Origin of the sequence: Caldimonas thermodepolymerans (assembly GCF_015476235.1) — a bacterium.
GTDB classification, from domain to species: domain Bacteria; phylum Pseudomonadota; class Gammaproteobacteria; order Burkholderiales; family Burkholderiaceae_C; genus Caldimonas; species Caldimonas thermodepolymerans.
Window position 1 is genome coordinate 595,424 of the sequence record NZ_CP064338.1, and the last position, 20,699, is coordinate 616,122.

Here is a 20,699-nt window from a genome sequence, read left to right on the forward strand (position 1 = left end):
GGGCATTCTAGGCAGGGCCGCAGGCGCGGCGTGCGCCGCCAGCCAATTGGCACAAGACAGCCCCGGGCCGCGGGGGTAGCTTCGGATCCCGACCAAGGAGGCTGCGGTGAGCGATCCGATCAAGCTGGAGCTGCAGGACGGTGTGGCCGTCCTGACCCTCAACCGTCCCGATGCCGGCAACGCGCTCGACGCGGCCACCGGCCAGGCGCTGGCCGAGGCCGTCGAGACGGTGGCAGGCGACGGCCGGGTGCGCGCGCTGGTGCTGACCGGTGCGGGCCGGATCTTCTGCGTGGGTGGCGACATCGCCGAGATGCGCGAGCGCGCCGAGTCGCTCGCGGGGCTGATGGAGCAGGCCCTGCCGCGCCTGCACCGCGCGATGGCGCGCATCGCGGCGCTGCGCTGCCCGGTGATCACCGCGGTCAACGGGCCGGTGGGCGGCGGCGGCATCGGGCTGGCGCTGTGCGGCGACTTCGTACTGGCGGCCGCGTCGATGAAGCTGCGCGGCGGCTACAGCGCGATCGGCCTGTCGCCCGACCTCGGTGCGTCCTGGCACCTGGTGCGCCGCGCCGGTGCCGCCCAGGCCAAGCGCATCCTGTTCCTGAACCAGCCCGTCGACGCGGCGGAATGCCTGCGCCTGGGCCTGGTCGACGCGGTGCATCCGGACGAGGAGCTGCACGGGCGGGCGCTGGCGCTGGCGCGCGAGCTGGCCGCCGGCGCGACCGGCTCGCTGGGGCGCATCCGCGACCTGGTCGACGGCATCGGCGGGCGCACCTTCGTGCAGCACCTGGACCTCGAGGCGCGCTACATGATCGAAAGCGCCGCCGGCGCCGAGGCGCGCGAAGGCGTGCGTGCCTTCATGGAAAAGCGCGCGCCGAGGTTCTGAGCCGCGCTTCCCCCACCCGACAAGAGCAACGAGAGGAACCGAGATGCACGACCTCTGCGCCGACCTGCGGGCCGAATACGACGCGCTCGCCGCGCTGTGCGAGACGCTGACGCCCGGGCAATGGCAGCACCCGTCCCGCTTCTACGGCTGGACGCCGTGGGACGAGATCGCCCACCTGTGCTTCTTCGACGAGACCGGCCTGCTGGCCGCCACCGACGCCGACGCGTTCGCCGCGAACACCCGCGAGCTGATGGCGCAGATGGCGGCCGGGCGCGAGGCCAGCCAGATCGCGCGCGAGCGCTTCGGCCACCTGGACGGCGCCGGCCTGCTGGCGCTCTGGCGCGCGCGCTACGCGAAGCTGGTCCACGTGCTCGCGGCGCGCGACCCCAAGGACCGCCTGCCCTGGTACGGCCCGACGATGAGCGCGCGCTCCTTCGCGACCGCGCGCCTGATGGAGACCTGGGCGCACGGGCAGGACGTGTACGACGTGGTCGCCGTGCGCCGCACCAACTCCGCGCGCCTGCGCCACATCGCCCACCTGGGCGTGACCACCTTCGGCTGGACCTTCGTCAACCGCAAGCTGCCGGTGCCCGAGGTGGCACCCTGGGTCGAGCTGCGTGCACCCGACGGCAGCCTGTGGACCTGGGGCGAGCCCTCGGCGACCGACTACGTGCGCGGCAGCGCGGAGGACTTCTGCCTCGTCGTCACGCAGCGCCGCAACGTGCGCGACACCGCGCTCGAGTATGCCGGCGCCGGTGCCACCGCCTGGCTGCCCATCGCGCAGTGCTTCGCCGGCCCGCCGGCCGACCCGCCGGCACCCGGCGTGCGCGTCGTCGCGTACTGACACGGCGGACGCCGCATGGCCGCGGTCGCCGCTGCGCCGGTCCTGCCCGAGGGCGAGCCGCTGGCGCCCGGGCACGCCGCGGCAATCGAGGCCGCACTGGCGCCGCGCCGGGCGCAGCTGGGGCGGGCGTGCCTGTCGGACTACGCGTTCTCCAACCTCTACCTGTTCCGCGCCGCGCACGCCTACCGCTACCTGCCCGGCCCGTGGCCGTGCGTGGCGGGCCTCACCTACGACGGCACGCGCCACCTGCTGCCGCTGTTCGACCTGGCTGCCGCGCCCGACGAGGTGCTGCGCGGGCTGCTCGCGCAGGCGGACTGCTTCTTCCCGGTCGATGCGGCCACGGCGCGCGCGCTGCAGGCGCGGCCGGTGCAGATCGAGGCCTGCGAGGCCGATGCCGACTACCTCTACCCGGCGGACAACTTCCGCCACTACCGCGGCGAGCTGCTGCGCAAGAAGCGCCAGCTGATGCAGCAGCTGCTGCGCCGCCACGAGGTCACCAGCGAGCCGCTCGCGGCCACGGGACGCGCCGCGGCGCAGGCACTGCTGCGCACCTGGATGCAGGACAAGGGCAAGGCGCAGGGCGAGGCCGACGAGGCGCCCTGCCTGGAGGCGCTGGAGCTGCTCGACCGCTTCGGCCTCGAAGGGCGCCTGTACTTCGCGGACGGCGCGCCTGCGGGTTTTCTGATCGCGCAGCGCCTCAACGACGAGGTCGCGGTGATGCGCTTTGCCAAGGGCAGCGACGCCTACAAGGGCATCTACCAGTACATGTTCCACGACCACGCGATGCGCCATCCGGAGCTGGCGTGGCTCAACTTCGAGCAGGACCTGGGCTTGCCCAACTTCCGCCAGACCAAGCGCTCGTACGCGCCGGCGGCGCTGCTGACGAAGTACCGCGTGAGGTGCAGGGCCTGAGGCACCAGCCACTTTACGCAAGACGCGGCCGGTAGCGCTCGGTAGCCTTCCCTTCACGATCGCAGCCCCAACGGCCCTGCAGACGACGTCGGACACATCGACCACCAAACAACATGGCAATCATCGAAACCAACATTTCGACGAGCAGCGAGAGCTTCCAGGCCAACCGTGCCGGCATGCTCTCGCTGATCGAGCGCGTGCGTGCGCTGGAAGAGCGGACCCGGCGTGCTTCGGCGGCGTCCAAGCCCCGCTTCGAGAAGCGCGGCCAGCTGCTGCCGCGCGAGCGTCTGGCCCTGCTGCTCGACCCGGGGGCCCCCTTCCTGGAACTGTCGACGCTGGCCGGCTACCGCCTGGACGTCGACGACCCCGACAAGAGCGTGCCCGGCGGCGGCCTGATCGCCGGCATCGGCTACGTCTCCGGCGTGCGCTGCATGGTGTGCGCCTCCGACTCGGGCATCGACGCCGGGGCGCTGCAGCCGCGCGGCCTGGACAAGCAGCTGCGCGTGCAGGAGCTGGCGCTGGAGAACAAGCTGCCCTACGTGCAGCTGGTGGAAAGCGCCGGCGCCAACCTGATGGCCTACCGCGTCGAGGACTTCGTGCGCGGCGGCAACCTGTTCCGCAACCTGGCGCGCCTGTCGGCCGCGGGCCTGCCGGTGATCACGGTGACGCACGGCTCGTCCACCGCGGGCGGCGCCTACCAGACCGGCCTGTCGGACTACATCATCCTGGTGCGCGGCCGCTCGCGCGCCTTCCTCGCCGGCCCGCCGCTGCTCAAGGCCGCCACCGGCGAGATCGCCACCGAGGAGGAACTCGGCGGTGCCGAGATGCACACCAGCATCTCGGGCCTGGGCGACTACCTGGCCGAGGACGACCGCGACGCGCTGCGCATCGCGCGCGACATCATGGCCAAGCTCGAGTGGAACCGCGGCACCAGCCTCGAGGCCCCGCGCCCGGTCAAGCCGCCGCGCTACGACCGCGAGGAGCTGCTCGGCATCATGCCGATGGACCACAAGCACCCGGTCGACATGAAGGAGGTGATCGCGCGCATCGTCGACGACTCCGACTTCCTCGAGTTCGGCGCGCGCTACGGCTCCGCGACGGTGTGCGGCAACGCGATGCTCGACGGCTACCCGGTGGGCATCATCACCAACAACGGCCCGATCGACCCGGCCGGCGCGGCCAAGGCGACGCACTTCATCCAGGCCTGCTGCCAGGCCAACGTGCCGATCCTGTACCTGAACAACACGACCGGCTTCATGGTCGGCCGCCACTACGAGGAGCTGGGCATCATCAAGCACGGCTCCAAGATGATCCAGGCGGTCACCAACGCCACCGTGCCGCAGATCACCCTCTACTGCGGCGCCTCGTTCGGCGCCGGCAACTACGGCATGTGCGGCCGCGGCTTCCACCCGCGCTTCTGCTTCTCGTGGCCGAACGCCAAGACGGCGGTGATGGGCGGCGAGCAGGCCGCGCAGACCATGGCCATCGTCACCGAGGCGGCGATGAAGCGCAAGGGCGCCGAGGTCGACCGCGAGCAGCTCGCCAAGCTGCAGCGCCGCATCGTCGACAACTTCGACCGCCAGATGGACGTGTTCACGACCAGCGCGCTGCTGCTCGACGACGGCGTGATCGACCCGCGCGACACCCGCGCGGTGCTGTCCTACGTGCTGTCGATCTGCCGCGAGGCCGAGGCCCGCAAGGTGCGCCCGATCCAGTTCGGCGTCGCCCGCCCCTGAACCAACGGAGTAGACCAGATGCAGCTGACCCCTGAACACGAGGAAATGCGGCGCACCATCAAGCGCTTCATCGCCGAGGAGATCAACCCCTACGTCGACGAATGGGAAGAGGCCGAGATCTTCCCGGCGCACGAGCTGTTCCGCAAGATGGGCAAGCTGGGCCTGCTGGGCCTGAACAAGCCGGAGCAGTTCGGCGGGCTGGGCCTGGACCACTCCTACGCGGCGGTGCTCGCCGAGACGCTGGGCGAGGTCAACTGCTGCGGCGTGCCGATGGCCATCGGCGTGCAGACCGACATGGCCACCCCGGCGCTGGCCGAGCGCGGCTCCGACGAGCTGCGCCGGGAATTCCTCGCGCCGGCCATCTCGGGCGAGATGGTGGCCTGCCTGGGCGTCTCGGAGGTCGGCAGCGGCTCGGACGTTGCCTCGATCAAGACCACCGCGCGCAAGGACGGTGGCGACTACGTCATCAACGGCGGCAAGATGTGGACCACCAACGGCACGCAGGCGGACTTCTGCGTGGTGCTGGCCAACACCTCGGACGGCCCGGTGCACAAGAACAAGTCGCTGATCGTCGTGCCGATGAAGACCAAGGGCGTGTCGGTCGCGAAGAAGATCCGCAAGATCGGCATGAACGCCTCGGACACCGCGCAGCTGTACTTCGACGAGGTGCGGGTGCCGCAGCGCTACCGCATCGGCGAGGAAGGCATGGGCTTCATCTACCAGATGGAGCAGTTCCAGATCGAGCGCCTGTGGGGCGCGCTCAACGCCGGTGGCACGCTGCTGCGCTGCATCGACGAGACCATCGAGTACGTGCGCCAGCGCAAGGCCTTCGGCAAGGCGCTGGTGGACAACCAGTGGATCCACTACAAGCTGGCCGAGCTCAAGACCGAGGTCGAGTCGCTGCGCGCGCTGACCTGGCGCGGCGTGGAGATGGTGGTCAACGGCGAGAACGCGACCGAAGTCGCCTCGATGGCCAAACTCAAGGCCGGGCGCCTGATGCGCATGGTGCCGGACGGCTGCCTGCAGTTCTGGGGCGGCATGGGCTTCGTCTGGGAAAGCCCGGTGTCGCGCATCTTCCGCGACGGCCGCCTGACGTCGATCGGCGGCGGCGCCGACGAGGTGATGCTGCAGATCATCTCGAAGTACATGGGCATCTTCCCGAAGGCGCAGTAAGCACGGCACGCCACCCATCGGCAGTCAATCCATGAGCAACTCCACTCCCTTCCACAAGATCCTGATTGCCAACCGCGGCGAGATCGCGCTGCGCGTCATGCGCAGCGCCCGCGCGCTCGGCTACCGGACGGTCGCGGTGTTCTCCAGCGCCGACCGCAACGCGCGCCACGTGCGCGAAGCCGACCAGGCGGTCTGGATCGGCGAGTCGCTGCCTGCGCAGTCGTACCTGAACATCCCGGCCATCATCGAGGCGGCGCGCCGCACCGGCGCGGACGCGGTGCACCCGGGCTACGGCTTCCTGGCCGAGAACGAGGACTTCGCGCAGGCCTGCCGCGATGCCGGGCTGGTGTTCATCGGCCCGTCGCCGCAGGCCATCGTCGCGATGGGCAACAAGGCCGGCGCGAAGCAGCTGATGATGGAGGCCGGCGTGCCCTGCATCCCCGGCTACCAGGGCGAGGACCAGAGCGACGCCCGCCTGCACGAGGAGGCGCGCCGCATCGGCTACCCGGTGATGATCAAGGCCACCGCCGGCGGCGGCGGGCGCGGCATGCGCCTGGTCAGCGACGACGCGCAGTTCCTCGACGCGCTGCGCTCGGCCAAGTCCGAGGCGCAGAGCGCATTCGGCAACCCGGAGGTGATCCTGGAGCGCGCCATCATCGAGCCGCGCCACATCGAGATCCAGGTGTTCGCCGACCGCCACGGCAACGCGATCCACCTGGGCGAGCGCGACTGCTCGGTGCAGCGCCGCCACCAGAAGGTGGTCGAGGAAGCGCCGTCGCCGGCGGTCGACGCCGACCTGCGCCGCCGCATGGGCGAGACCGCGGTGGCCGCGGTCAAGGCGATCGGCTACGAAGGGGCCGGCACGCTCGAGTTCCTGCTCGACCGCGAGGGCAACTTCTATTTCATGGAGATGAACACCCGCCTGCAGGTCGAGCACCCGGTGACCGAGGCGATCACCGGCCTGGACCTGGTCGAGCTGCAGCTGCGCGTGGCCGCCGGCGATCCGCTGCCGATCCGCCAGGAGGACGTGCGCTTCGACGGCCACGCGATCGAGGTGCGCCTGTGCGCCGAGGACCCGTCGCAGGGCTTCATGCCGCAAAGCGGCGTGATGTCGCGCTGGGAGATGCCGGCGGCCATCCGCGTCGAGCATGCGCTGGAGTCCGGCAGCGAGATCCCGCCGTACTACGACTCGATGATCGCCAAGTTGATCGCGCACGGCCGCACCCGCGACGAGGCGCGCCGCAAGCTGCACGCGGCGCTGCAGGACGCGGTGGCGTTGGGGGTGCGCACCAACCAGGCGTTCCTGGCGCGCTGCCTGGCGCACCCGGTGTTCGCCGCCGGCGGCCCCACCACCGCGTTCATCGGGCAGCACGGCGAGGAGCTGCTGCGCGACGACGAGGACGACCGCCTGCGCGCCCGGGCGCTCGCCGCGGTGCTGCTGGCCTGCACCGCGCAGGAGCGCCACGGCGCGCTCGGCCCGCAGATGGCGCACCGACTGCCGGTCACCTACCACCTGGAGGCCGACGGCCAGGCCTGCGAGGTCGTGCTGGCCCACGAGGGCGGGGCGCGCTACGGCGCCGCGCTCGGCGAGCGCCGCTTCGAGGTGCAGGTGCTGGAGCTGGGACCGAACGCGGTGCGCCTGTCGTTCGACGGCATCGTCGAAAGCGCGCGCTACGTGCGTGCCGGCGACGCGCTGCAGCTGCACTACCGCGGCGTCGCCTACGCCACGGTCGACCGCACCCGCGAGGCCCGCTCCCAGGGCGGGGCTGCCAGCGACGGGCGCATCCGCGCCGCGATGAACGGCCGGGTGGTCGCGGTGCACGTGGCCGTGGGCGACACCGTCAAGGCCGGCCAGCCGGTGATGACGCTGGACGCGATGAAGATGGAGCACATCCACGCCGCACCGGTGAACGGACGGGTCAAGTCGCTCGCCGCCGCGATGGGCGACCAGGTGGCGGTGCACCGCGTCATCGCGGAGATCGAGGCCGAGCAAAGCCAGGCCGAGGAGAGCCAGGCCGCCTGAGCCGCCGGGTGCCGTCCCGGCCTGACGTACGAACATCAGACAGGAGTTCCCATGACCGCCGCCGTCCTCCACGAGAAGAGGTCGTCCACGTTCTGGATCACGATCAACCGGCCCGACAAGCGCAACGCGATCAACCAGGAGGTGATCGACGGCATCCGCGCGGGCTACCGCGCCGCGCATGCCGACCCCGAGGTCCGTGCGATCGTGCTGACCGGTGCCGGTGACAAGGCCTTCTGCGCCGGCGGCGACCTGCAGCCGGGCAAGGGCTTCGCGTTCGACTACGCCAAGCCCAGCGTCGACTACGCCGACCTGCTGCGCGAGGCGCAGAACGCCACGCTGCCCACCATCGCGCGCGTCAACGGCACCTGCATGGCCGGCGGCATGGGCCTGCTGTGCATGGTGGACATGGCGGTGGCGGCCGACCACGTGCTGTTCGGCCTGCCCGAGGTCAAGGTGGGCGTGTTCCCGATGCAGGTGCTGAGCCTGCTGCAGCACATGGTGCCGCAGCGCGTGCTGCGCGAGTGGTGCATCACCGGCGAGCCGTTCGACGCGCACGCGGCGCTGCAGCACGGGCTGCTCAACGACGTCGTGCCGGCCGCCGAGCTGGACGCGAAGACCGACTGGCTGGTGCAGCGCATCGTCGACAAGTCGCCCACCGCGATCCGCCGCGGCAAGTACGCGATGCGCGCGATGGCCGCGATGTCCTTCGACCAGGGCATCGCCTACACCGAAAGCCAGATCGCGCTGCTGGCGCTGACCGAGGACGCGAAGGAAGGCCTCGCGGCCTTCAACGAGAAGCGCAAGCCGGTGTGGACCGGGCGTTGAGGCAGAGGAGGAACCACCCATGTCCAGCAACAAGGTCGTGCGCATCGGCGGGGGATCCGGCTTCTGGGGCGACAGCTCGGTCGCCGCGGCGCAGCTGGTGCACGGCGCGCCCATCGACTACCTGGTGTTCGACTACCTGGCCGAGCTGACCATGGCCATCCTGGCCTCGGCGCGCAACAAGAAGCCCGAGCTCGGCTACGCGACCGACTTCGTCGACGTCGCGATGAGGAGCGTGCTGCGCGAGGTGGCGCAGAAGGGCATCAAGGTCATCAGCAACGCCGGCGGCATCAACCCGCGCGGCTGCGCCGAGGCGCTGGGCCGGCTGGCCGAGGAAATGGGCGTGTCGCTGAAGATCGCGGTGGTCGAAGGCGACGACGTCAGCGCACTGATCCCGGCGCTGCGCGAGCGCGGTCAGACCGACATGTTCACCGGCGGGCCGCTGCCCGAGCGCATCCTGAGCGCCAACGCCTACCTGGGCGCGCTGCCGGTCGCCGCGGCGCTGGCCGAGGGGGCGGACGTCGTGATCACCGGGCGCTGCGTCGACAGCGCGGTGACGCTGGGCGCGCTGATCCACGAGTTCGGCTGGAAGCCGCAGGACTACGACCGGCTCGCCGCCGGCAGCCTGGCCGGGCACATCATCGAGTGCGGCTGCCAGGCCACCGGCGGGCTGCACACCGACTGGGAGGCCATCCCCGACTGGGCCCGCATCGGCTACCCGGTGCTCGAGTGCGAGGCCGACGGCAGCTTCGTCGTCACCAAGCCGCAGGGCACCGGCGGGCGGGTGCTGGCCGCCGCCGTGGCCGAGCAGATGCTCTACGAGATCGGCGACCCGGGCGCCTACGTGCTGCCGGACGTGGTGTGCGACTTCCGCGAGGTGCGCATCGAGCAGGCGGGCGAGGACCGCGTGCGCGTCAGCGGCGCGCGCGGCCTGCCGCCGACCGGCACCTACAAGGTCTCGGCCACCTACATGGACGGCTACCGCAGCGCCGGCTCGCTCGTCATCATCGGCATCGACGCGGCCGCCAAGGCGCGCCGCACCGGCGAGGCGATCCTGGAGCGCACCCGCGGCATCTTCAGGCAGCTGGGCCTGCCCGACTACAGCGCCGCCTACGTGGAGGTGATCGGCGCCGAGACCACCTACGGCCCGCATGCGCGCACCGCGCATTCGCGCGAGGTGATGATGCGCGTGGCGGTCAACCACAGCTCCAGGCAGGCGCTGGAGATCTTCGCCCGCGAGATCGCCCCGGCCGGGACCTCCTGGTCGCCGGGCACCACCGGACCCAACCTGGCGCGGCCGACGCCGTCGCCGCTGATCAAGCAGTTCGCCTTCACGCTGCCCAAGAGCGAGGTCTCGATCCGCGTGCACGTGGACGGGCGCGAGGTGCCGGTGGACGTGCCGGTGGCGGGCGCGCCGCTGCAAGCCACCCCGCCGGATGCGGTCGGGGCGCCCGCCGCGGCCGCCGGCACACGCGAGGTGCCGCTGCTGCGCCTGGCCTGGGCGCGCAGCGGCGACAAGGGCAACATCTCCAACATCGGCGTGATCGCGCGCAAGCCGCAGTACTTCGAGGTGATCCAGCGCGAGCTGACGCCCGAGCGGGTGAAGCGCTACTTCGCGCACCTGGTGCGCGGCGACGTGGTGCGCTACACGCTGCCGGGCATCCAGGCGGTGAACTTCATGCTCTACGACGCGCTGGACGGCGGCGGCACCGCCTCGATGCGCATGGACCCGCTGGGCAAGGGCATGGGGCAGATGCTGCTGGACATGCCGGTGCCGGTGCCCGAGGCGCTGGCGCGCGAGCTGGAGGGCTGAGCGATGGGCACGCTGGCCGGCAAGACCCTGTTCATCACCGGGGCGAGCCGCGGCATCGGCAAGGCAATCGCGCTGCGCGCCGCGCAGGACGGCGCCAGCATCGTGATCGCTGCCAAGACGGCCGAGCCCGACCCGCGCCTGCCCGGCACCATCTACACCGCCGCCGAGGAGATCGAGCGCGCCGGCGGGCGGGCCCTGCCGCTGGTGGTCGACGTGCGCGACGACGAGCAGGTGCAGGCGGCGGTGCAGCAGGCAGCGGCGCACTTCGGCGGCATCGACATCCTGGTCAACAATGCCAGCGCGATCAGCCTCACCGGCGTCGCCGCGACGCCGATGAAGCGCTACGACCTGATGATGGACATCAACATGCGCGGCACCTTCGCGTGCACGCAGGCCTGCCTGCCGTACCTGCAGCGCGCGGCCAACCCGCACGTGCTGGTGCTGTCGCCGCCCATCGACCTCGATCCGAAATGGCTGGGCCCGCACGCCGCCTACACCGCCTCCAAGTACGGCATGAGCCTGCTCGCGCTGGGCATGGCCGAGGAGTTCCGCCGGTTCGGCATCGCCGTCAACGGGCTGTGGCCGCGCACGCTGATCGCGACCTCGGCGTTGAACGTCGCGGCGCCCGGCGAGGCGGCGCAGGCACGCACGCCGCAGGTCATGGCCGATGCCGCCTACGTGATCCTCACCTCCGACAGCCGGCAGCGTACCGGCCGCCTGCACCTGGATGAACAGGTGCTGCGCGAGGCCGGCGTCACCGACTTCGGCCGCTACTGCGCGACCCCCGGCGTCGAGCCGAAGATCGACCTGTTCGTGACCCCGTAAGGAGCTGCCGTGCCCCTGCCGCCACCGGACGTCCCGCGCGAACACATCCACAGCCGCAACATCACGCTGCGCGGCTACCGTCGCACCGACGGCCTGTACGACATCGAGGGCCGCCTGCAGGACCTGCGGCCGATGGAGGTGAAGATGCCGCGCGGCATGCTGCCGGCCGGCGAGCCGATCCACGACATGTGGCTGCGCCTGACCATCGACCTGCAGGGCCACATCGTCGCCGCGGTGGCGAGCACCGACGCCTCGCCGTTCGGGGCGTCCTGCGCCTCGATCAACCCGGACTACGGCAAGCTGGTCGGCGTGCGCATCGGCCCGGGCTTCCGCGCCAAGGTGCGCAGCCTGTTCGGCGGCCTGGCCGGCTGCACCCACCTGACCGAGCTGCTGATGACCATGGGCACCGCCGCGATCCAGTCGCTGGCCGGCCACGTGCCCGAGCCCGAGGACGTGCGCCCGTTCAGCCTGGACGGTTGTCACGCGCTGGACAGCTCCGGCCCGGTCGTCAAGGAGTTCCACCCGCGCTGGTACCGCCCCAAGGACGGCGCCGCCTGAACCCTGCCTCCCCTGGATCCGTGCCTCACCACCCATGACGGCTTACCCGCACCTGCTCGCTCCCCTCGACCTGGGCTTCTGCACCCTGCCCAACCGGGTGCTGATGGGCTCGATGCACACCGGCCTCGAGGAGCACCCCGACGGCTTCGCGCGCATGGCCGCGTTCTACGCCGAACGCGCGGCCGGCGGCGCGGCGCTGATCATCGCCGGCGGCCTGTCGCCCAATGCCGAGGGCAACATGTGGCCGGGCATGCGCAAGTTCGAGACCGAAGACGACGCCGCGCCGCACCGCCGGATCACGGATGCGGTGCACGAGGCGGGCGGGCGCATCGCGGTGCAGCTGCTGCACGCGGGCCGCTACGCCCACCACCCGCAGGGCGTGGCCCCGTCGGCGCTGCGCTCGCCGATCTCGGGCGCGACGCCGCGCGAGATGAGCGAGGCCGACATCGAGCGCACCATCGACGACTACGCCAGGGCCGCGGCGCTGGCGAAGTCGGTCGGCTACGACGGCGTCGAGGTGATGGGCTCGGAGGGCTACCTGATCAACCAGTTCCTGGTGCCGCGCGCCAACCAGCGCACCGACCGCTGGGGCGGCAGCTTCGAGAACCGCATGCGCTTCGCGGTCGAGACCGTGCGCCGCACGCGCGCCGCCGCGGGTCCCGACTTCATCCTGGTCTACCGACTGTCGCTGATCGACCTGGTCGAAGGCGGCAGCACCTGGGACGAGGTGGTCATGCTGGCGCAGGCCATCGAGGCGGCCGGTGCGACGCTGGTCAACAGCGGCATCGGCTGGCACGAGGCGCGCATCCCCACCATCGCGACCATGGTGCCGCGCGCGGCCTTCGTCGACCTGACCGCGCGGCTGAAGGCCTCGCTGCGCATCCCGCTGGTGGCGAGCAACCGCATCAACGACCCGGCCGTGGCCGAAGGCATCCTCGCCCGCGGCGAGGCCGACATGGTCTCGATGGCGCGCCCGTTCCTGGCCGACCCGGCCTTCGTGCGCAAGGCCGCCGAAGGCCGTGCCGACGAGATCAACACCTGCATCGGCTGCAACCAGGCCTGCCTGGACAACATCTTCTCCGGCCGGATCACGTCCTGCCTGGTCAACCCGCGCGCCTGCCGCGAGACCGAGCTGGTCGCCCGGCAGCCTGCGGCGCCGCGCCGCGTCGCGGTGGTGGGCGCCGGCCCGGCGGGCCTGGCCTGCGCGGTGACCGCCGCCGAGCAGGGCCACCAGGTCACGCTGTACGAGGCCGGCGCCGACATCGGCGGGCAGTTCAACTACGCGCGGCGCATCCCCGGCAAGGAAGAGTTCGACGAGACGCTGCGCTACTTCCGCACCCGGCTGGCACGCCTGGGCGTGCAGCTGCACCTGAACCGGCGCGTGGGCGCCGACGAGCTGCGCGCGGGCGGCTACGACGACGTGGTGGTCGCCACCGGCGTGACCCCGCGCGTGCCGCCGATTCCCGGCATCGACCATCCCAAGGTGGCGGGCTACGTCGACGTGATCGAGGGCCGCAAGCCGGTCGGCGCGCGCGTGGCCATCATCGGCGCGGGTGGCATCGGCTTCGACGTGGCCGAGTTGCTGACGCATCGCGACCAGGGGGGCTCGCCGGTCGAGGCGTTCCGCCGCGAGTGGGGCATCGACGCCTCGGTGCGCGAGCGCGGCGGGCTGGTCGCACCCGACGAGGCGCCGCCGCCGCGCCAGGTGTGGCTGCTGCAGCGCAAGGCCGAGCGGGTCGGCGAACGCCTGGCCAAGACCACCGGCTGGATCCGCCGCACGCTGCTGGGGCGCCGCCAGGTGCACATGCTGGCCGGCGTGGAATACGAGCGCATCGACGATGCCGGGCTGCACCTGCGCGTCGGCGGCGAGCCGCGCGTGCTGGAGGTCGACACCATCGTCGTCTGCGCCGGGCAGGAGCCGCTGGCCGGGCTGCACGAGGCGCTGGCCGGCAGCGGCGTGCGCACCCACCTGATCGGCGGGGCGCGCCTGGCGGCCGAGCTGGACGCGGTGCGTGCGATCGAGGAAGGCACGCGCATCGCGCTGACGCTCTGAGCGCCGCGCCCGCCTGCGGAGAAGTCCGCAGCGTGCCCGTGCGGCCGGCGCGGTATCGTGCGCGTCGACACACCAAGGAGCATCCATGGAGCTGGAAACCATCGCCGTCCGCCAGGAGGGCCATGTCGCCTACCTCGACCTGAACCGCCCGGACAAGGCCAACGCGATCAACGAACGCATGTGGCAGGAGCTGCGCCAGGCCATGCAGTGGGTCGACCGCACCGACGCCGTGCGGGTGGCCGTGCTGGGGGGCGCGGGACGCCACTTCTGCGCCGGCATCGACCTGTCGATGCTGCACGCGCTGCAGCGCTACGCGGGCATGGAGTGCCGCGGCCGCGCGGCCGAGCGGCTGCGCCTGATGATCCTGGACCTGCAGGACACGGTGACCTCGATCGAGCGCTGCCGCAAGCCGGTGATCGCGCGCATCCACGGCGCCTGCGTGGGCGGAGGCATCGACGTCAGCAGCGCCTGCGACATGCGCTACTGCAGCAGCGACGCCTACTTCTCGGTCAAGGAGGTCGACGTGGGGCTGACCGCCGACGTCGGCACGCTGCAGCGCCTGCCCCGGCTGATCGGCGAGGGCATGGCGCGCGAGCTGGCCTACACCGCGCGCCGCTTCGACGCCGACGAGGCCGCGCGCATCGGCCTGGTCAACCGGGTGTACGGCTCGCAGGACGAGCTGGTGGCCGGCGTGCGCGCGATCGCCGGGGAGATCGCCTCGAAGGCGCCGCTGGCGGTGCGCGGCACCAAGGAGATGATCACCTACGTGCGAGACCACTCGGTGGCCGACGGACTCAACTACATCGCCACCTGGAATGCCGGGATGCTGGTGTCCAGCGACCTCGAGGAGGCCCTGGCCGCGGTCAAGGAAAAGCGGCCGGCGAAGTTCCTCGACTGAGGCCGGGCGCCGGCGCGGCCTTCAGCGCCGCGTCAGCGGCACCACCAGCTCGCGCACCGGGCCGCTAGCCAGCGCCGGGTAGGGCGGCTTGGGCCAGGCCCAGCGGTCGCCCGGGAACAGCGCGCGCATCGCGTGGATGTCGCAGTGGTAGGGCGGCCCCTTGATGAAGCCCTGCGCGGATTCCTCCGCGCGCGCCTGCACGAACAGCGCGAGCAGCCGCCCGCCCGGTTGGATCCAGGCGTGCAGCTGCTGCGCATAGCGCTGCCAGTGGTCCGGGTGCAGCGCGCACAGGCAGGTCTGCTCGTAGACCACGTCCACCGGCGCGTCCGGCTGCCACTCCAGCACGTCGGCCTGCACCAGCGGGGCCTGCAGCCCCTGCCGCTCCAGCAGCGCGCGGCACGCCTCGATGGCCGCCGGCGCGTAGTCGATGCCCGTGACCGGCACGCCGCGCCCGGCCAGCAGTGCCACTTCCCAGCCGCGCCCGCAGCCCGGCACCAGCACGCGGTGCTGCGGGCCGACCAGGCCCTCGTCCAGCCACTGCTGCAGCTGCGGGTTGGGGCCGCCCCGGTCCCAGGGCGTGGTGCCGGTCGCGAAGCGCTCCTGCCAGAAGCCCACGTCGGGTCCTGCCATCGGTCGTCTCCTGTGGTTCGGTTCGTGCGTCGACCTGCATCATGCCCGGCTTCGCGCCGGCTGTCTTGCGCCAGCCTGCCGGGGCCGCCCGCGGTTTGCGTCAACCTGCTGTATCGGCGGCGGTGCCCGGCCTCGTGCCTACAGTCGTCCACGAGACAACGTGGAGGACGAACGCCCCATGCAAAGGAGTAGGGCATGAGCGCCAGCACGGCGCAGACCGCCGGCCTGCCGCCGGGTTTCGACGTCGGGCGGCTGGAGCAGTACCTGCACGCCCACGTGGAGGGCTACGCGGGTCCGCTGCAGGTGCAGCGCTTCCCGGACGGCCAGTCCAACCCCACCTACCTGCTCGCCACCCCCACGCGGCGCTACGTGCTGCGCAAGAAGCCGCACGGCCAGCTGCTGCCCTCGGCGCATGCGGTCGAGCGCGAGTACCGCGTGATCCGCGCGCTGCACGGCCGCGGCGTGCCGGTGGCGCGGCCGTACTGCCTGTGCGAGGACGACGCGGTGGTCGGCACGCCGTTCTACGTGATGGAGTACGTGCACGGGCGCGTGCTGTGGGACCCGACCCTGCCCGGCATGCAGCCGGCCGAGCGCACCGCGCTCTACGACGAGATCAACCGCGTGGTCGCGGCGCTGCACGCGATCGACCCGGCGTCGGTGGGGCTGGCCGACTACGGGCGCCCCGGCAACTACTTCGAGCGGCAGATCGCGCGCTGGACCAGGCAGTACCGCGCCTCGGAGACCGAGCCGATCCCGGCGATGGACGCGCTGATCGAGTGGCTGCCGCAACACATCCCGGCCGTCGAGGAAAACGCGATCGTGCACGGTGACCTGCGGCTGGACAACCTGATCTTCCATCCGACCGAGCCGAGGATCCTCGCGGTGCTCGACTGGGAGCTGTCCACGCTGGGCCACCCGCTGGCGGACTTCGCCTACCACATGCTGACCTGGCGGCTGTCGGCCGACGAGTTCCGCGGCATGCGCGGCGCGGACCTGGCGGCGCTGGGCATCCCCGACGAGCGCACCTACCTCGACCTGTACTGCCGGCGCACCGGACGCGCTCCGGTGCCGGCGCACGAATGGGATTTCTACCTCGCCTACAGCATGTTCCGCCTCGCGGCCATCCTGCAAGGCATCCTCAAGCGCGCCTACGACGGCAACGCCTCCAGCGCGCACGCCCTGGAGACCGGGCGCCGCGCCCGCCCCATCGCCGAAGCCGGCTGGCGCCAGGCCCAGGCCGCAGTGACCCGCTGACACCCCACCGACAGGAACTGCCATGGATCTGTTCACGCTCTCGCCCAAAGTCCAGGACCTGAAGGCACGCCTGCTGGCCTTCATGGACCAGCATGTCTACCCGAACGAGGAACGCTACTTCCGCGAGTCCGCCGAGCACGGCCCGTGGGGCGTGCAGCCGGTCGTCGAGGAGCTGAAGGCGCTGGCGCGCGAGCAGGGGCTGTGGAACCTGTTCCTGCCCGACTCCGAACACGGCGCGGGCCTGAGCAACCTCGAGTACGCGCCGCTGTGCGAGATCATGGGCCGCTCGCTGCTGGCGCCCGAGGTGTTCAACTGCTCGGCGCCCGACACCGGCAACATGGAGGTGCTGGCGCGCTACGGCACCGAGGAGCAGAAGCGCCAGTGGCTGGTGCCGCTGCTCGACGGCCGCATCCGCAGCGCCTTCGCGATGACCGAGCCGGCGGTGGCTTCCAGCGACGCGACCAACATCCAGGCCTCGATCCGACGCGAGGGCGACGAGTACGTGATCGACGGCCACAAGTGGTTCACCACCGGCGCCACCGACCCGCGCTGCAAGATCATCATCTTCATGGGCAAGACCAACCCGGATCACCCGGACAAGCACAAGCAGCAGTCCATGATCCTCGTGCCCAAGGACACCCCGGGCGTCAAGGTGATCCGGCCGCTGCCGGTGTTCGGCTTCGCCGGCGTGCCCGACCGCGCCGCCGAGGTGGTGTTCGAGAACGTGCGCGTGCCGGCGTCGAACATCCTGCTCGGCGAGGGGCGCGGCTTCGAGATCGCGCAGGGCCGCCTCGGCCCGGGCCGCATCCACCACTGCATGCGCCTGATCGGCCTGGCCGAGCGCGCGCTCGAGAAGATGTGCCGCCGCACCAAGGAGCGCGTCGCGTTCGGCAAGCCGGTGGCCGAGCAGACCGTGACGCTGGAGCGCATCGCCGAGGCGCGCATCATGATCGACCAGTGCCGCCTGCTGACGATGCACGCGGCGCACATGATGGACACGGTGGGCAACAAGGCGGCCAAGGCGCAGATCGCGATGATCAAGGTCGCCGCGCCGAACATGGCGGCCAAGGTGGTCGACTGGGCGATCCAGGCGCACGGCGGCGGCGGCGTCACGAACGACTTCGGGCTGGCGGTGGCCTACGCGACCGCGCGCCTGCTGCGCCTGGCCGACGGGCCGGACGAGGTGCACCGCAACCAGATCGGCAAGCTGGAGCTGCGCAAGTACGCGTAGCCGGTTGGCGCAAGACTGCGCCGCCGCAGCCTCCTACGCTCGATCCAGGACTTCCGACCACACTGCCATGACTGACAACCTGCTGCTGTCCGCCGCGCGCAACTCCAACTACTACACCCCGGAGCACGAACAGTTCCGCGACACGGTGCGCGACTTCGTCGCGCGCGAGATCACGCCCCACGTCAACGCCTGGGACGAGGCGGGCGAATTCCCCCGCGAGCTGTACCGCAAGGCCGCCGAGGTGGGGCTGCTCGGCGTCGGCTACCCGGAGGAATATGGCGGCACGCCGGCCGACGTGTTCTACCAGCTGATCATCCCCGAGGAGGTCGCGCGCGCCGGCTGCGGCGGCGTCAGCGCCTCGCTGTTCTCGCACACCATCGGCACGCCGCCGATCCTGCACGCGGGCAGCGACGAGCTCAAGGCGCGCGTCCTGCCCGACATCCTGGCCGGGCGCAAGATCTCGGCGCTGTGCATCACCGAGCCGGGCGGCGGCTCCGACGTGGCCAGCCTGCGCACCACCGCGGTCCGCGACGGCGACCACTACGTCGTCAACGGCGAGAAGACCTTCATCACCTCGGGCATGCGCGCCGACTGGTTCACCGTCGCGGTGCGCACCAACCCCGAGGTCAAGGGCGCCGGCGGCGTGTCGCTGCTGCTGATCCCGGGCGACACGCCGGGCATCACGCGCACCAAGCTCGACAAGATGGGCTGGTGGGCCTCCGACACCGCGCACCTGCGGTTCGAGAACGTGCGCGTGCCGGTCGGCCACCTGCTCGGCGTCGAGAACGAGGGCTTCCGCATCATCATGCGCAACTTCAACAGCGAGCGCCTGTTCATGGCCGCCGGCGCCTACGGCTTCGCTAAGGTGTGCTTCGCCGACGCGCTGGACTGGGCGCGCGAGCGCAAGACCTTCGGCCTGCCGCTGGTCGAGCGCCAGGTGATCCGCCACAAGCTGGTGGACATGGCGATGAAGATCGAGTCGGTGCGCTGCATGATCGAGGACCTCGCCTGGCGCGTGCAGCAGAAGTTCGGCGACCCGCGCCTGCTGGTCGCGCAGACCGCGATGCTCAAGAACCTCGCGATGCAGACCATGCAGTTCTGCGCCGACGAAGCGGTGCAGATCCTGGGCGGCATGGGTTTCATGCGCGGTACCCGTCCCGAGCGCATCTACCGCGAGGTCAAGGTCAACATGATCGGCGGCGGCTCGGTCGAGATCATGAAGGACCTGGCGGCCAAGCAGCTGCAGCTGTGAACGGCCGGCACGCCGCCCCGGCGGCGTCCTGACCCCCGGGCGGGACCGCGCCCCGCATCCCCTGTTCCGTCACCCCATCCGGTTTCCCGTGGAGTGCCATCCATGCTGCAAGAACGCATCCAACGCCACGACTGGTACCACCGCACCATCCCGCAGCTGTTCGCCGAGACCTGCGCGGCGCTGCCGGACAAGCCCGCGATCGTCTTCGAGGGGCGCACGACGAGTTTCGGCGCGCTGCAGGCCGAGGTCGACCGGGTGTCCCAGGCGCTGCTGGACCTGGGCATCCGCAAGGGCGACGTGGTCACGACCCTGCCGAGCCCGACGCCGGAGTTCGCGGTGCTGTACTTCGCGACGCTGCAGGTCGGGGCGGTGGTCAACCCGCTGAACCTGCTGTGGGGCACGCTGGAGTTCTCCGGCGTGCTGCCGCGCAACGCGCCCGCCGTGATCGTCACGGTCGACCAGTACGGTGGCCGCGACTACCTGCAGCTGCTGCGCGAGTCGCTGCCGGACCTGCAGTTCCACGGCGCGGGCAAGGTGTCCTCGGCCAGCGTGCCGTCGCTGCGCCAGCTCGTGTGCGTCAGCCGCGAGGGGCGGCGCCACGAGGGCGTGCTGGACTTCGACGACTGGGTGGCCGCGGTGCGCGAGGTGGATGCCGGTCGCATCGCGCAGCTGCGCGACGAAGGCCACGCGACCGACATCCAGTTCATCTGCCAGACCTCGGGCACGACCGGGCTGTCCAAGAGCGCGCTGTGGGACCACCGCCCGCCGCTGGCCACGGTGAACTTCGCGGCCAAGGCGCTGGCCTACACCGAGGACGAGCGCTACATCAACCTCTCGCCCTTCTATCACAACAGCGGCATCTTCGCGCTCAACCTGAACCTGGTGCTGGCCGGCACCACGCTGTACCTGATGGAGGCGTTCCGCCCCGCGCCGGCGCTGGACCTGATCGACCGCGAGGGCATCACCGCGACCTTCGGCTTCGAGGCGCACTGGCAGGGCCTGCGCCGCGTTCCGGGCTTCGAGCAGAAGCGCTTCACGGTGCGCAAGGCGCTGCTGGCCGGCGAGCCGACCACCATCGACCTGGTGCGCAGCATGTGCCCGCCGGGCGCGGTGATCAACAGCCTGTACGCGCAGACCGAAAACGGCCCGCTGATCTCGCTGTCCGAGCACGACTGCGTCGACGCGCGCATCAACCGCTCCACCCACGGCCGGCCGCTGCCCGGCGTGGAGGTCGTGATCAAGGACATCGACACCGGCGAGCGCGTGCCGCAGGGCCAGGCCGGCGAGATCTGCTACCGCAGCCCGTACATGTTCCGCGGCTACCTCGGCCAGCCGGACGAGACGCGCCAGGCCTACGATGCCGAGGGCTACTTCCACAGCGGCGACTACGGCAACTTCGACAACGGCTACATCACCTACCTCGGCCGGCTCGGCGGGGTGGTCAAGTCCGGCGGCGAGAACGTCTCGACCACGCGCGTCTCGACGCTGCTGCTGGAGGTGTTCGCCGACCGCTTCGAGGACGTCAAGACCGTCGGCATCCCGGACGAGTACTGGGGCGCGCGCGTGGTCAGCCTGGTGCGCACCCGCGACGGCGCCCCGCTGGCCGACGACGCCGCGCTGCGCGAGGCCTGCAAGGGCAAGATGGCGGCCTACGAGATCCCGCGCAACTTCCTCGCCTGGGAAGGCGAGTGGCCGGTCTCGCCCGAAGGCAAGATCAACTTCAAGGCCCTGCAGGCCTGGGCGCAGGAGCAGCTGGCCAGGACGTGAGGCATGCCGGGCGCCATGCCCGGCA

17 protein-coding genes are annotated in these 20,699 nt (G+C 71.4%); 16 read left to right on the top strand and 1 reads right to left on the bottom strand.

All coding sequences use genetic code 11. The features are described from left to right. Positions 1-106 precede the first annotated feature (106 nt). From IS481_RS02930 to IS481_RS02985, 12 genes are all read left to right on the top strand, one after another. The gene (locus tag IS481_RS02930) at positions 107-883 is read left to right on the top strand and encodes an enoyl-CoA hydratase-related protein (protein ID WP_104357130.1); all 777 of its coding nucleotides are present in this window, start codon (positions 107-109) and stop codon (positions 881-883) included. Positions 884-926: 43 nt separating this feature from the next. After that, positions 927-1,727 carry a TIGR03084 family metal-binding protein gene (locus IS481_RS02935; RefSeq protein ID WP_104357131.1) on the top strand — a complete coding sequence of 267 codons (801 nt, stop codon included), beginning with the start codon at positions 927-929 and terminating at the stop codon, positions 1,725-1,727. 15 nt (positions 1,728-1,742) lie between these two features. Next, positions 1,743-2,639: a phosphatidylglycerol lysyltransferase domain-containing protein gene (locus tag IS481_RS02940; protein WP_104357132.1), complete on the top strand. Its 897-nt coding sequence runs from the start codon at positions 1,743-1,745 to the stop codon at positions 2,637-2,639. A 113-nt stretch (positions 2,640-2,752) separates the two neighbouring features. Further along, positions 2,753-4,375 carry an acyl-CoA carboxylase subunit beta gene (locus tag IS481_RS02945; RefSeq protein ID WP_104357133.1) on the top strand — a complete coding sequence of 541 codons (1,623 nt, stop codon included), beginning with the start codon at positions 2,753-2,755 and terminating at the stop codon, positions 4,373-4,375. Between the two features lie 18 nt (positions 4,376-4,393). Then, positions 4,394-5,548, top strand: coding sequence for an acyl-CoA dehydrogenase family protein (locus IS481_RS02950; RefSeq protein ID WP_104357134.1), 1,155 nt, complete (start codon positions 4,394-4,396; stop codon positions 5,546-5,548). Positions 5,549-5,579: 31 nt separating this feature from the next. Further along, entirely contained in the window at positions 5,580-7,571 is a 1,992-nt protein-coding gene (locus tag IS481_RS02955; protein ID WP_104357135.1) for an acetyl-CoA carboxylase biotin carboxylase subunit, read from the top strand. Between the two features lie 51 nt (positions 7,572-7,622). Beyond that, positions 7,623-8,396 carry an enoyl-CoA hydratase/isomerase family protein gene (locus IS481_RS02960; RefSeq protein ID WP_104357136.1) on the top strand — a complete coding sequence of 258 codons (774 nt, stop codon included), beginning with the start codon at positions 7,623-7,625 and terminating at the stop codon, positions 8,394-8,396. 19 nt (positions 8,397-8,415) lie between these two features. Continuing rightward, positions 8,416-10,206: an acyclic terpene utilization AtuA family protein gene (locus IS481_RS02965; RefSeq protein ID WP_104357137.1), complete on the top strand. Its 1,791-nt coding sequence runs from the start codon at positions 8,416-8,418 to the stop codon at positions 10,204-10,206. 3 nt (positions 10,207-10,209) lie between these two features. Next, positions 10,210-11,031: an SDR family oxidoreductase gene (locus IS481_RS02970; protein ID WP_104357138.1), complete on the top strand. Its 822-nt coding sequence runs from the start codon at positions 10,210-10,212 to the stop codon at positions 11,029-11,031. Positions 11,032-11,040: 9 nt separating this feature from the next. After that, positions 11,041-11,589, top strand: coding sequence for a DUF2889 domain-containing protein (locus tag IS481_RS02975; protein WP_104357139.1), 549 nt, complete (start codon positions 11,041-11,043; stop codon positions 11,587-11,589). A 34-nt stretch (positions 11,590-11,623) separates the two neighbouring features. Beyond that, a complete protein-coding gene (locus IS481_RS02980; protein ID WP_104357140.1) occupies positions 11,624-13,642 on the top strand; it encodes an NADPH-dependent 2,4-dienoyl-CoA reductase in 2,019 nt (672 codons plus the stop codon). Between the two features lie 85 nt (positions 13,643-13,727). Continuing rightward, positions 13,728-14,540 carry a crotonase/enoyl-CoA hydratase family protein gene (locus IS481_RS02985; protein ID WP_104357141.1) on the top strand — a complete coding sequence of 271 codons (813 nt, stop codon included), beginning with the start codon at positions 13,728-13,730 and terminating at the stop codon, positions 14,538-14,540. 21 nt (positions 14,541-14,561) lie between these two features. On the opposite strand, the gene IS481_RS02990 is transcribed toward IS481_RS02985, so the two are convergent. Further along, complete coding sequence (locus tag IS481_RS02990) at positions 14,562-15,170, bottom strand: methyltransferase domain-containing protein (RefSeq protein WP_104357142.1); 609 nt, start codon at positions 15,168-15,170, stop codon at positions 14,562-14,564. Between the two features lie 195 nt (positions 15,171-15,365). Here IS481_RS02990 and IS481_RS02995 point away from each other — a divergent pair, with 195 nt between their 5' ends. From IS481_RS02995 to IS481_RS03010, 4 genes are all read left to right on the top strand, one after another. Further along, the gene (locus IS481_RS02995; protein WP_104357143.1) at positions 15,366-16,424 is read left to right on the top strand and encodes a phosphotransferase; all 1,059 of its coding nucleotides are present in this window, start codon (positions 15,366-15,368) and stop codon (positions 16,422-16,424) included. 22 nt (positions 16,425-16,446) lie between these two features. Then, the gene (locus IS481_RS03000; RefSeq protein WP_104357144.1) at positions 16,447-17,655 is read left to right on the top strand and encodes an acyl-CoA dehydrogenase family protein; all 1,209 of its coding nucleotides are present in this window, start codon (positions 16,447-16,449) and stop codon (positions 17,653-17,655) included. Between the two features lie 67 nt (positions 17,656-17,722). Beyond that, entirely contained in the window at positions 17,723-18,907 is a 1,185-nt protein-coding gene (locus IS481_RS03005) for an acyl-CoA dehydrogenase family protein (protein WP_104357145.1), read from the top strand. A gap of 102 nt (positions 18,908-19,009) precedes the next feature. Further along, the gene (locus IS481_RS03010) at positions 19,010-20,674 is read left to right on the top strand and encodes a class I adenylate-forming enzyme family protein (protein WP_104357146.1); all 1,665 of its coding nucleotides are present in this window, start codon (positions 19,010-19,012) and stop codon (positions 20,672-20,674) included. Positions 20,675-20,699 lie beyond the last annotated feature (25 nt).

What these genes read in the sequence shown, in the direction of transcription:
- IS481_RS02935 (WP_104357131.1), top strand. Translation starts at nt 927, where the DNA reads ATGCACGACCTCTGCGCCGACCTGCGGGCCGAATACGACGCGCTCGCC.
- IS481_RS02940 (WP_104357132.1), top strand. Translation starts at nt 1,743, where the DNA reads ATGGCCGCGGTCGCCGCTGCGCCGGTCCTGCCCGAGGGCGAGCCGCTG.
- IS481_RS02945 (WP_104357133.1), top strand. Translation starts at nt 2,753, where the DNA reads ATGGCAATCATCGAAACCAACATTTCGACGAGCAGCGAGAGCTTCCAG.
- IS481_RS02950 (WP_104357134.1), top strand. Translation starts at nt 4,394, where the DNA reads ATGCAGCTGACCCCTGAACACGAGGAAATGCGGCGCACCATCAAGCGC.
- IS481_RS02955 (WP_104357135.1), top strand. Translation starts at nt 5,580, where the DNA reads ATGAGCAACTCCACTCCCTTCCACAAGATCCTGATTGCCAACCGCGGC.
- IS481_RS02960 (WP_104357136.1), top strand. Translation starts at nt 7,623, where the DNA reads ATGACCGCCGCCGTCCTCCACGAGAAGAGGTCGTCCACGTTCTGGATC.
- IS481_RS02965 (WP_104357137.1), top strand. Translation starts at nt 8,416, where the DNA reads ATGTCCAGCAACAAGGTCGTGCGCATCGGCGGGGGATCCGGCTTCTGG.
- IS481_RS02970 (WP_104357138.1), top strand. Translation starts at nt 10,210, where the DNA reads ATGGGCACGCTGGCCGGCAAGACCCTGTTCATCACCGGGGCGAGCCGC.
- IS481_RS02980 (WP_104357140.1), top strand. Translation starts at nt 11,624, where the DNA reads ATGACGGCTTACCCGCACCTGCTCGCTCCCCTCGACCTGGGCTTCTGC.
- IS481_RS02985 (WP_104357141.1), top strand. Translation starts at nt 13,728, where the DNA reads ATGGAGCTGGAAACCATCGCCGTCCGCCAGGAGGGCCATGTCGCCTAC.
- IS481_RS02990 (WP_104357142.1), bottom strand. Translation starts at nt 15,170, where the DNA reads ATGGCAGGACCCGACGTGGGCTTCTGGCAGGAGCGCTTCGCGACCGGC.
- IS481_RS02995 (WP_104357143.1), top strand. Translation starts at nt 15,366, where the DNA reads ATGAGCGCCAGCACGGCGCAGACCGCCGGCCTGCCGCCGGGTTTCGAC.
- IS481_RS03000 (WP_104357144.1), top strand. Translation starts at nt 16,447, where the DNA reads ATGGATCTGTTCACGCTCTCGCCCAAAGTCCAGGACCTGAAGGCACGC.
- IS481_RS03005 (WP_104357145.1), top strand. Translation starts at nt 17,723, where the DNA reads ATGACTGACAACCTGCTGCTGTCCGCCGCGCGCAACTCCAACTACTAC.
- IS481_RS03010 (WP_104357146.1), top strand. Translation starts at nt 19,010, where the DNA reads ATGCTGCAAGAACGCATCCAACGCCACGACTGGTACCACCGCACCATC.